Annotated in this window: 10 protein-coding genes; 7 read left to right on the top strand and 3 right to left on the bottom strand. The window is 39.8% G+C overall.

The annotated features are described in order from the left end of the window. The first annotated feature begins 19 nt into the window (after positions 1-19). The 4 genes from ACSLUK_RS01170 (at position 20) to ACSLUK_RS01155 (ending at position 5,171) form a co-directional block, all read left to right on the top strand. Positions 20-1,042 (top strand): SO_0444 family Cu/Zn efflux transporter, encoded by a 1,023-nt coding sequence (locus ACSLUK_RS01170; protein ID WP_448546660.1) that lies wholly within the window; start codon positions 20-22, stop codon positions 1,040-1,042. A gap of 237 nt (positions 1,043-1,279) precedes the next feature. After that, positions 1,280-2,080 carry a cytochrome C assembly family protein gene (locus tag ACSLUK_RS01165; protein WP_448546659.1) on the top strand — a complete coding sequence of 267 codons (801 nt, stop codon included), beginning with the start codon at positions 1,280-1,282 and terminating at the stop codon, positions 2,078-2,080. A gap of 77 nt (positions 2,081-2,157) precedes the next feature. After that, complete coding sequence (locus tag ACSLUK_RS01160; RefSeq protein WP_448546658.1) at positions 2,158-3,438, top strand: HlyC/CorC family transporter; 1,281 nt, start codon at positions 2,158-2,160, stop codon at positions 3,436-3,438. A 989-nt stretch (positions 3,439-4,427) separates the two neighbouring features. After that, the gene (locus tag ACSLUK_RS01155; RefSeq protein WP_448546657.1) at positions 4,428-5,171 is read left to right on the top strand and encodes a substrate-binding periplasmic protein; all 744 of its coding nucleotides are present in this window, start codon (positions 4,428-4,430) and stop codon (positions 5,169-5,171) included. A 70-nt stretch (positions 5,172-5,241) separates the two neighbouring features. On the opposite strand, the gene ACSLUK_RS01150 is transcribed toward ACSLUK_RS01155, so the two are convergent. Beyond that, positions 5,242-5,862, bottom strand: coding sequence for a transglycosylase SLT domain-containing protein (locus tag ACSLUK_RS01150; RefSeq protein ID WP_448546656.1), 621 nt, complete (start codon positions 5,860-5,862; stop codon positions 5,242-5,244). A gap of 767 nt (positions 5,863-6,629) precedes the next feature. Continuing rightward, the gene (gshA, locus tag ACSLUK_RS01145) at positions 6,630-8,210 is read right to left on the bottom strand and encodes a glutamate--cysteine ligase (RefSeq protein ID WP_448546655.1); all 1,581 of its coding nucleotides are present in this window, start codon (positions 8,208-8,210) and stop codon (positions 6,630-6,632) included. Positions 8,211-8,560: 350 nt separating this feature from the next. On the opposite strand from gshA, the gene ACSLUK_RS01140 reads away from it, so the two are divergent. Both ACSLUK_RS01140 and ACSLUK_RS01135 read left to right on the top strand, forming a co-directional pair. Next, positions 8,561-9,919, top strand: coding sequence for a Na+/H+ antiporter NhaC family protein (locus ACSLUK_RS01140; protein WP_448546654.1), 1,359 nt, complete (start codon positions 8,561-8,563; stop codon positions 9,917-9,919). Beyond that, positions 9,919-10,674, top strand: coding sequence for a TIGR01621 family pseudouridine synthase (locus ACSLUK_RS01135; RefSeq protein ID WP_448546653.1), 756 nt, complete (start codon positions 9,919-9,921; stop codon positions 10,672-10,674). Before ACSLUK_RS01140 ends, ACSLUK_RS01135 begins: the two co-directional genes overlap by 1 nt. Before the next feature lie 10 nt (positions 10,675-10,684). Here the strand turns inward: ACSLUK_RS01135 and ACSLUK_RS01130 are convergent, their stop codons facing one another. After that, positions 10,685-11,563 (bottom strand): LysR family transcriptional regulator, encoded by an 879-nt coding sequence (locus ACSLUK_RS01130; RefSeq protein WP_448546652.1) that lies wholly within the window; start codon positions 11,561-11,563, stop codon positions 10,685-10,687. A 112-nt stretch (positions 11,564-11,675) separates the two neighbouring features. Here ACSLUK_RS01130 and trxA point away from each other — a divergent pair, with 112 nt between their 5' ends. After that, positions 11,676-11,987 carry a thioredoxin gene (gene trxA / locus ACSLUK_RS01125; protein WP_448546651.1) on the top strand — a complete coding sequence of 104 codons (312 nt, stop codon included), beginning with the start codon at positions 11,676-11,678 and terminating at the stop codon, positions 11,985-11,987. Positions 11,988-12,095 lie beyond the last annotated feature (108 nt).

Raw genomic sequence — 12,095 nt, 5'->3', positions numbered from 1 at the left:
TTCCTGCACGAGAAAGTAAATGGCTGACTTATTCAGTAATTTTATTCAACTTTGCAACGAAGCAAGCCCATGGTTGCTGTTAGGACTTATAATAGCAGGCCTAATGAAATCATGGCTTCCTGCGAATGTTCTCTCGCGTCATTTAGGACAAGGTAAGAAGGCTATAGTAAAAGCTGCGCTAATCGGTGCGCCATTACCGTTATGCTCATGTGGCGTGATTCCTGTCGCGACCGAATTAAGACGCAGTGGAGCATCTTCGCCTGCAACCGCATCCTTTCTCGTTGCTACTCCAGAAACAGGCGTAGATTCTGTCTCGGTTTCCTATGCACTATTAGGCCCAGTAATGGCAATTTATCGACCATTCGCGGCAATAATGTCAGCTATTATCACTGGCTTGTTGGTCGCCACTACAAAAGAACAAACGGTTCAAGCTCAAGAAGAAAGAAAAAGTTGTTGCCACGCTAATTCATGTAAGCAAACGAACTCGTCAGCAAGCTTTGTGAATAAAACCGTTTCAGGATTAAAATATGCTGGCACGCAGCTTATTGACGATTTAATCATTTGGCTCATTATCGGATTGGTATTTGCCACAATAGTACGCACTTACATACCAAACGAATTACTCATTGAATATGGTAGTGGATTACCTGCAATGATATTAATGATCTTAATTTCGATCCCTATGTATATTTGCGCTACGGCTTCTACACCAATTGCCGCTGGCTTTATTATGGCGGGCATTTCACCAGGTACAGCGCTAGTGTTTATGATGGCTGGCCCTGCCACTAATATTTCAACGCTCGGTGTCATAAAATCAGAAATGGGTACACCAGTGTTAATTCGTTATCTCTTAGGTATTGCTCTATGTTCAATCGCCTTTGGCTTATTGCTGGATTGGCTAATGACTGTCTGGCAAATCAATATGGTTCAACAATTACAACACAGCCACGAGATATTACCGGCTTGGGTCGGCATGTCATGTACACTGCTATTAACATTTTTTGCTATTAAACCAATGCGTAAGTTTGTAGTTAAACCGTAACTAGAAAAATTTGGTAGTCGATTTAAGCCTCTTCACCTAATTGATGCTCCTAAATCAGTAAAATAACAAGGAAAAACTAGCGTAGGCTAACGAATCTGATAGAATCGAATTTTATCTTCAGTCACTTTAAGATTTTAAAGATATATGACTGTTCAATAAGTGAGTGTCATTGACGTTCCAAATGTTCAGTAGACATCAAATGATTTTAGTTCTGATTTTCAAATTACGGAGCAATTAGTGGATTTTTCAAGCATTAGCGCACTTGTCGCATTTGTTAGTTATACAATTGCAACAACGCTGATTGTGGCAAGATTGTTTCATCCAGACGGACCAAACTTAGTTAAGGTACTGGGTTTTGGTTGTTTAGCCATAGTGCTTCATTCTTTATCAACAAGCAATTTCTTATATGACAGTGGCACGATCAACTTTGCGTTATCTAATGTTGTTTCGCTTGTTAGCCTAGTCATTACTTTATCGGTTACCGTTATAGCGCTCAAATATAAAGTTAACTTGCTGCTACCAGTAGTATATGGCTTTGCTGGATTTTGGCAGTTAATCATGGCCTTAATTCCACACAATAAGCTGACACCGTTGGTCACGGATAATCTCGCCTTGTTTAGTCACGTAACGTTGGCACTAATCGCCTACTGTGTGTTGATTATTGCAATGCTATTTGCCTTTCAAGTGGCTTACATCAATATGAAGCTCAAAGAAAAGGCACTATCAGCAGTTAGTCACTTACCGCCTTTAATGCAGGTAGAAGCTCAATTATTTACCATTTTGGCAGCTGGTACGATTTTATTACTTATCAGCCAGTTAACAGGCGTATTTTTTCTTGATGAATTCTTTTCGAAAAGCAATGCACATAAAGCATTTTTCTCGCTATTAGCATTGGTTATATATGTTGCAATCTTGTGGGGACATTACCATAAAGGGTGGCGAGGTCATCGTGTACTGTTTATGACAACAATAGCAACTGGATTACTTACGCTTGCATATTTTGGCAGTAGATTCGTGAAAGAATTTCTAATCTTGTAGCATTTAAGGTATAACGATTAATCTGTGAACGATTTATAAAATTGTTCATGTGTTTTTAACTATTATAGGACCCTTTTTTGGACAGCATCTCTACAGGCATGTTATTTGCCATGCTTGGCATTCTCATACTAATCTCTGCATTCTTTTCTAGCTCTGAAACTGGCATGATGTCGCTCAACCGTTATCGCCTGCGCCACTTAGAAAAACAAAAACATAAGGGCGCCCGCCGCGTTAGTCGATTACTCAATAGACCGGATCGATTAATAGGTTTGATCCTTATTGGGAACAACCTCGTAAATATCGCGGCTTCTGCAATCGCAACTATTATTGGCTTGCGTCTATTAGGTGATGTGGGTGTTTTGGCGGCTACCGTCATATTAACACTCGTGATCCTGATCTTTGCCGAAGTTACGCCTAAAACTCTTGCGGCCTCGCATCCTGAGAAGATCGCATTTCCAAGTTCACTGATATTAACGCCATTACTCAAGCTGCTCTTCCCTTTGGTTGCAGCCGTAAACTATATCACTAATGGTCTTCTTTGGTTGATAGGCGTAAGGCACGGTAAAGGCGAACAGCACGATCTGAGTACTGAAGAATTACGAACATTAGTCAATGAAGCTGGTGCGCTGTTGCCTGAGCGAGACCAAAGCATGTTGGTAAGCATACTAGATCTTGATCGTGTCAAAGTTGAAGACATTATGATCCCACGCAGTGAGTTGGTTGGTATCGATATCAACAACGACTGGAAAAGGATCCAAAAACAATTAACTCATGCTAACCACACGCGCGTGCTTTTATATCGTGACAATATTGATGACGTAGTAGGCTATGTGCACGTTCGTGACGCACTTAAATTAGTATCTAAAGGTCAATTCACTAAAGCCACTCTATTAAGAGCGGTAAGAGAATTATACTTCGTACCAGAGGGCACACCGCTTAATGTCCAATTATTGAAGTTTCAGCATGCTAAAGAACGTTTAGGGTTAGTTGTTGATGAATATGGCGATATTCAAGGGTTAGTTACCTTAGAAGATATACTAGAAGAAATAGTCGGTGACTTCACAACCACGATGGAAACACCACCAAGTGAAGAAGTCAATGTACAACCAGATGGCAGCTATTTGGTTGATGGTAGTGCTTCTGTGCGTGATATCAATAAAGAGATGAATTGGGACTTCCCTACTGATGGCCCAAAAACACTAAATGGCTTGATCTTGGAATATCTTGAAGACATTCCACAGTCAAACTTAAGTGTACGAATCTCTGGCTATCCTGTGGAGATCGTTGACGTAAACGATAACATGATCAAAACAGTTCGTATAATGCCAGAATACTATATCGAAGAGGAAGATGAGTGATTTTTGTACACTAGGCATGAATAATATCCACAGATGCTTTTTAAAATCCCCTTAGCACTTTATCCGATATCGAGTTATTGTAGATTCAAGCAATAATCAAAAGCGACGATAGTAAACATAAACAGTAATCATACCGACCTATTCTTGATTTATTTATCGTCGTCCACTATAACAACCAAATTTTATCGCAGCCGAACAAACCAGCAAGCACCAGTACAATTTATCAGATTCAGTTCGCCAACAAAGCATACCATCAACTCCCTATAAAAAAGCTACAGCCTTTATTATCAGCGGCTTTCACACGCACAGCCCTGAAAATTCCCTTTTAAGTACAAAGAAAGCTTGAGACCCTGAATTTAGCAACATTAGCTGCTCCAACGTGCGTTAAGTAACTTGAAGTGAACCTAAACATCGTTAGCATCGAGATAAAGAAGATGAAACATATTTCTTGCTCATTTTAGCAACAAAAACTTTTAATCCTTTTGATGTTATTTTCCTCACCAATTTTTAGACAATAATTGCACAATAAATTCACAACACTAATTTAACCACAAACTTATACACAGGTAAGTATGGTTTGATCACATTTCCACATTTTCTGTGGATAACAAATTGGAGACCAATAAAATAACGCATTCCTGATTTGCAAATGGTTTTTTTGCAAATTTATGAAGTTTTTTTAACAGCGTTTGCTAGGCCAAGAAATTCGTAGCCTCGGTGAACTTTCTTAAGAAAATTAGTGATTTTGGCAAGGTAAATGCTATTTACGTCATGTGGATACATGCCTTTCGATCAAAAAGGATCCTTAGATTAGATCTACGACAATCTTCGCATATATGCTCACCAAAAGCTGGATGAAATATGATTAATACTCGACAGAGCGAATGCATTTAAATGGGTAGCTTTCATCCAAATTGTCAGCTATATATAAAACTAGTAAATACGTGGCCAATGTCGGCAGCCTTATATCGCTAAAATAGGAAAGTTGAATGACAAAATTGGTATGCAGATTAATGTTAATGTTTGCAGTCGCATACTCTTTCCCCCTTAAACTTGTATATGCTGAAACTGTCATAATTGCTGCTGAAAATGATTGGATCCCCTATGCCAGACAAGATGGCACAGGTTTAGCCAATGAAATTATAGTCGCAGCGTTCAACAGCGTTGGCATCGAGGTTGTCTACGAAATATACCCTTACGCGCGCGTACTGCAAAATATAGAAGCAGGCACACATATAGCAGGCTTTAACGTACCACTCGATGCGCAGAGTAATCAGAAGTATATTTTAGGCAAAGAAAAGTTATTTGATGCTGTTTCCGCGTATTACCACAATAAAAACAAGCCAATCAAATCCCTCAATAGGAATGAATTACCAGAAGGTGTAACCATAGGTGTTGTTCGCGGATATGGTTACGGCGATCATTATTTAGATATGGTCAAAACTAACGTTATTTCAGAAGCGATTTCAGATTCAGAAATAAGTAACTTAAAAAAGCTGGCAAACGGTAGGATTGACGGTACGATAATTTACAACAAGACTGCCAATATATTGCTTAAACAACTTAAGCTTGAATCTATTATTGATTTTGCTTTTATTAACGAGTCAACACCTATTCATTTGGCGTTTTCAAGAGTCCATCCAAAAGGACAATTTTATGCAGATAAATTTGATGAAGGTATGAGAATAATACGCGCTAATGGTGTTCATAAGGCTATATATGAATCTTACTAACACCTATAAAAATGGAGAAGCCAGCATAATATGTGCTGGCTTCATTGATCTAATACCAAGTGAAATGTGATTAACCAAAAATTAAACGCCACAACCAGCTTTTGTTAAGATCTGCCTCACAACTTTTTAATTGGCTACTGTATCGTCTTGCACGATTATCAACCTTGCGAGACACTTTAACTAACCAGGCTTTTTTCTTATAGGTTTTACGTTTGAATCCACCCCAGCCTTCGTGATAATTCAAATATTGGTTATAGGCATCCCATTTAGACACTTTGTTGAACTTTTGGGTCTTGTAAATAAACCAGCCCATAAAATCAATCGCATCATCAAAGTCATCACGATCAGCGCCAGAATTCCCTGTTTCTCGAATGTAATCATCCCATGTCATCGTTTTAGCTTGAGAATAACCATACGCAGTACTTACCCTGCCCCATGGGATAAAGCCTAATAAATAATCTCTTGGTGGTAAGGCATCAGATTTAAATGAGCTCTCTTGGTACATCATACTCATTGGTACATGTATAGGCACTCCCCAACGCTCACGTGCGTCTTTAGCCGCAAAATACCAATCTCGGTGCTCTCTAAAAATTTCACATAAGTTATCGGGATTTTTTGGGGGTGGTGTGGCGCACCCAATCAACGATACCAGAAGCACAGAAGCTAGAATCACTTTTTTGTTTACTGCCATAAAGTAAATAACACCTACAACCTTGCAATGATATGCGTCAATCTTACAATAACTGACGTTGAATGCCATGTATTTCACACATTCCTTTACAGAAAACTAAACCATCATATCGGTAGGATTAGAGCTCACTCACAACGCAACATAAAAATATTTATTAATTTTATTATTTTTTCTGAACTTTTATGAATTACGCTGTTCATATAAGGCATGACACATGATCATTGTGTTTTCCCTGAACAAGTTTTTAGCACATTTTATTAAATGTGCTTTTTTTTTGCTAAAAGTTTGAACTTTTTAACGAGTAGGTGTTCTGAATAGTTGAAAGATTTATTTCCCTTAGTGTTTTTCATATATCGCGTGCACCACACGCGATTTTTTTTACCTAATAATCTTCCGAATTATCTCAATTTATCATCTTCTATTTTCCAAAAGAGATTTTTTTAAGATTTTTAATTAATTTATTGAACCAATTTAAATAGGGCTAGTCCTAAGATATGAGAGGCATTTATTTCCCTTAGTGTTTCATGTTTTATTCGGCGCGTTTTAACAACGCGCTTTTTTTATGGAAAATTTTTCTTTGGAAATAAAGCAATTAAAAGAAACATTAATTTTTTTGAACTTATTTTGAACTTTTATGAATGATGTCAGTCAAACCTTTCGAGAGCAAAAAACCTCCCTGGACTGCTTTCTTAGAACTATAGCGCGTTGCCCTAACGCGCTTTTTTTTGTCTGTCAAAAAGTGAATTATGAACCCACTAGCAAGATTGCTAGGTTTCAGTAGTACCGAAGTAATCTGCAAGAAACTCATCAAACGACAATTCATCCGCCTGCTCAATGGCTTTTTGTTCACTTATGGATGTGTCAGCCAGCGAAGTGAAATAGGTTTCATCAAAAAATCGATACGGGGTGTCTAATAATGTTTGTCTATATAGCGCAGCATTTTCCAACGCCATTTGTGTCATGCTGCCTGCTTCATTGACTAGACAATCTAAAATTTTTGCCGATGGTGTTTGCTCAGGGTGTCTAATTTTGTTTAGCTCTTCCTCCAGTGCCACTTGGTAACGATTGTCGCCATAGCTCTTATCTAATAGCACAGCCACTTCACGCATTTCTGCAAACAATTCTTCTCCCCACGACTTAACCGATTTAGCAACGCCATCATCATCTAGCAATAGCTGAGGATCTCTGCCTCGCACCACCACTTCGTTCATGTTATTTTCAGTGATACGCTGCTGCTCACATGATAGAGGAGCACTTTCTTTTAGCGCACAATAAGTAAGGAACACATCTAAGAAGTGTACTTGCTGTAGTGAAATGCCTGTTTCACAGAAAGGGTTCACATCTAATGCGCGCACTTCAATGTACTCAACACCACGGTTCAATAAGGCGTCGGAAGGCTTCTCGCCTGATTTTGCCACTTGTTTGGGTCGGATAGGCGCATAGAGCTCATTTTCAATTTGCAAAATGTTGTCATTGAGTTGTCGGTACTCGCCGTCAACTTTAATGCCAATCTTTTCAAAGCGATCCGATTTGATATTGATCGCTTCTTTAACACCTTTAACGTATTCATTTAAATCGTTGTAACATATATGCAATGATGACTGTTCACTGTTGGTATAACCTAAATCACTCATTCTCAAAGATGTTGCGTACTCTAAGTACATATAGCCCTTAGCTGACTTTTTAAATGGTAGGCTAGTTTGTTTACCTTGTAAGAATGATGGGCATAAAGCAGGTGAGCTTCCGTATAAATAAGGAATAAGCCAACATAGGCGTTTGTAATTGCGAATTAATGCGAAGTATTGTGAGGAAACATAATCACTTATTGACGCATCATTAGCGTCTAGATCTTGCTTCGCTTGCCAAAATGCCATGGGAAACGAAAAATTAAAATGGATGCCCGCAATGACTTGCATCATGCTACCGTACCTATTCTTCAACCCTTGTCGATAGGTCGTTTTCATACGGCCAATATTCGAATCGCCATAATAAGCCAGTTGCACTTTTTTATCGTCACTCACAAAGCATGGCATGCTTAATGGCCATAGTAATTCACCGTCGATTTGACTCAATGTGAACTTTTGAATATCCGTAAGCTGATTCAATGTTTCTTGGGCATCTCGACTGACGGGGGTAATAAACTCTAACAATGATTCAGCGTAATCAGTGGTGATATTGTCATGTGTTAATGCAGACCCTAAACTCCGGTAATGAGCAGCTTGGGACAACTTTCCTTCGGGGAGCACACGCAATGCTTCTCGTTCGATGCCCCTGCCAATTTGATTTAGCGTTGAATTTAGATTTTCTTGAGAAAAAGCGCTGATATACTGATTAAATTTAAGAGTCAAAATATTCCCTTCGGCAACGAGTGCGTGTTATGTCATGTATGTATGGCTTTTCGTGCATATTTCAATAGTGCACAAGGTCAAATTGTCATATTTATGCCTAACTCTTACGCATACCTACTTGACGATTCAACCAATTCGTCGCGCGGTAAGATCGCGACTGTCAGCTTGCCACTCCAAAGATAATTCAAAAGACCGCTAAGTACACGATTTACTTACAACAAGTTTGTTAAATAATATGACGGTATATTTTATCTGATACGATTTACCCGTGAAACAAAATAGCAATTTACTGTTTCTAATCATTACAAGTTGCGGTAAAGTCACAGAAAATAAGAATAATTAGGTATATTATGCAAGACAGCGCGCTATCTCTCATTCCTCCTATCATTGCAATAATTATCGCCATATGGCGAAAAAACGCGCTACTCGCTTTATTTGTCGGCTTGTTGACTAGTACTATCATGATTGAAAATGGCGCACTATTTTCAGGTATTAGCCGTTCTGGTGGTCAGTTGCTCGAGGTATTTGCATCAACGGGCAATGTTTATATCGTTAGCTTTAGTTTAATGATTGGCGCCTTAGTTACGCTAATGAATCAATCAGGTGGTGTTAATGGCTTTATCCAATTTTTAGCACAACGTAATGTCGTTAAGGGGCCTCGGCAAGCGGCGCTGTTACCTACGCTCGTTGGCACTAGTATATTTACCGATACCAACCTGAGCATGTTCACTGCTGGTACAGCTTCACAACAGTTATTTGACAGCCATAAACTAAGTCGCGCACGGCTAGCTTATTTAATTGATTCCACTTGTGCTCCAATTAGTATTCTGTTCTTGATCAATGGTTGGGGTGCATATGTGTTGGGATTACTAGACGGATTCGACTTCTCTGATCCTGTTGGCATTTTAATTGGTACGATTGGCTATAATTTCTATGCAATTATCGCCGTCGCACTCGCCTATTACACCGCTTATAGTGGCAAGGTTTATGGTCCAATGAAAAACGCGGAATCGGCCTTTTCTACAGAAACTTCAGATAAAGTGACCGCTGTTGCCCCTGCCTATGTGATGTGGCTACCACTATTATGTCTACTTGGCATCACACTGATGCTACTGTGGGTAACTGGTGAAGGCGACATGCGCAGAGGTTCAGGTTCTTTCTCAGTATTTTGGGCAATAACCAGTGCGTTGCTAATCTTAGTCTCACTTATATTAAGCCATCGTTTATTAACGTTCACCCAAGTGGTCTTGTTTTCGTTAAAAGGTATTCGTTATATGGCGCCTGCTATCGCCATCTTAGTGCTGTCATTTGCTTTTGGTGATGCCATCAAATTATTAGGAACGGGTACGTACGTCAGTCAGCTATTGACCGTAGAATTTCCTCAACTACTTATCGCGCCAATACTCTTTGTAGTAGCGGGTATTATGGCTTTCGCTACTGGCACTTCGTGGGGAACATTCGCGATTTTAATCCCTATTGCGGTACCAATTGCCCAACAAACGGGCATGCCAATCGAGTTTCTTGTCGCTGCAGTGTTAGGGGGCGGTATTTTTGGCGATCACGCATCTCCAATTTCTGATACGACCGTGGTGGCTTCAATCGCTAGTGGCTGTGATCACTTTGAGCATGTTAAGACTCAATTACCCTACGCATTAGTGGGCGGGATAGCGACGATAATTCTATATATTATTGTTGGCATGGCACTGTAATGACGAATACTTTTAGTATTGTCTTTCAACATGAAGATTTTATCATCGTCGACAAATCGGCTGATATCAACTTTCATGATGAAGATGAAAAAGGAATGGGCCTATTTTCTCAAATAAAACAACAATTCTCAGGGGAAAACCTATTTCCAGTGCACCGATTAGATAAGATGACTTCAGGTTTGCTTATCGTTGCTAAATCCCTTAGTTGCGCCCAAGAATTTCAGCAATTGTTTACTCAGCGGCAAGTTGAAAAGTTTTACCTTGCACTAAGTGATGTAAAGCCGAAAAAGAAACAAGGTTTAATCATAGGCGATATGGCTAAGAGTCGTCGCGGTACATGGAAGTTGTTACGTACGAAAGAAAACCCGGCGATTACCCAATTTTTTAGCTACGCACTCAGCAATAAAACGCGGCTATTTTGTTTGAAACCACATACCGGAAAAACACATCAAATTCGCGTAGCACTGGCAAGTATCGGCGCACCAATCATTGGTGATAATTATTATCACACAAAGCCATCGGGGACGAAGCAACAGACCAATGATAATGAATTAGTTGCCGATCGCGGCTACTTGCATGCTTATTGTCTTAAATTCACTTATCAGGGTGAAGCTTTTGCATTTCGCTCAGCTCCCAATTCAGGGCAACTATTTTTAACCCCACAATGCCAACAACAATTAACAGAGCTCGACGATCCAGCTACGTTGCCTTGGCCCAACGTACCCCGACACAACACCAACGGCAAAGAGTCGTAATACTGCTTAATTAGTACGTTAGCAATCCTATTTCACTTTGGAAGAAGTTCAAGAATGTACGCGTTTTAGCTGGCAACATTCTATGCTGGTACATTACTGATAATTGCAGCGCGACTGGCGGCGTATGCAACGGCAACTCAACAAGTTGGTCACAAGCCCGATTATCCCTTACAACATATTCTGGCAGCTTGGCAATCGCCATATTGCTCACTACCGTGGTTAACCGCATTTCAGGGCTCGAAAAACAGTATTTGTTGCTCACTGATATTTGTACAGATTGGTGTTTACCACGAAATTGCCATTGCTCTTCCCTTTGCTCTCCTACGGTTGCAGCATTGATTAATTCATCTATTTCACGCACACAACAATACTGGCTATTTGGATGAGCATAAATGGCTTGTGGGAAGCTCATCAAAGTTTTGGCGATATAATCTGTGGGCGGTAATGATTGTTCATGTAGCATAAACATTAAGTCGACTTCATCGTCTATTTGAGCCCCGTTGTCGCTGTATTGAGTGCACTTTAATTCTATTTCCGGATACTGCTGAATAAACTTCATCACCAACGTTGATATGCGCTGATTGAAAAACTCTATCGGAAACAGGACATTAACTGTCCCTTTAGGCACCGCCATATAATCAGCAATTAAATGCTCAGCATTCGAAAGAGCATGCACAGGATCTTGAACTGCATTAAAGAGTATTTCACCTGCTTGCGTAAGGCTGAGGCGTCTGGTGGTTCGTTGAATAAGTGGCGTACCTAATTTAGCCTCTAACTCAGCGAGTCGTCGGCTTAGCTTAGATTTTGGCAAACTCAGTTTATTTGCCGCCGCGGTAAGTGATCCTTGTTCGACAATAACAGTGAACAAAGCCAAATTATCCAAATTCAAATTTTTGTCTCATAAATAGAACAATAAATCCTATTAAACCTATCTAATCAACAATGTCAACTTTGGATAGGATATGTCCCATTGATGCCATGACAAACAAATAGGAGACAACATGAGCTTACAAGAATTAAGTGCCAACGAATTAGACCAGTACATTGCTGATACGCAAGGTAAATTACTCGTCGACTTTTATGCGCCGTGGTGTGCACCATGTCGAATGATCGCTCCGCTATTGGAGCAACTGCAGGCAGAAGATGAGCAAATAACAATTGTGAAAGTAAATACCGATGAGGCCCCAGAAATGCTATCTCGCTATGGCTTTCGTGGTATACCGGCATTGCTACTTTTTGAAAACAGTGAAGTTCAGGCATCGAAAGTGGGCGCACTTTCGCTGAATCAATTGAAGGAATTTGTGAGTAGTTAAGTCGCGATACTCGTCTATTTCTATCGCTAAGGGCTAGAGTCAGTTAACTCAATGCGCAGCTTTTAATTAAAAGCTTATGCCTCAAGTTATTGACTCTGACCCAAACTA

The organism is Thalassotalea fusca (assembly GCF_053485835.1).
This window is presented reverse-complemented; position numbering and strand designations above follow the sequence as displayed.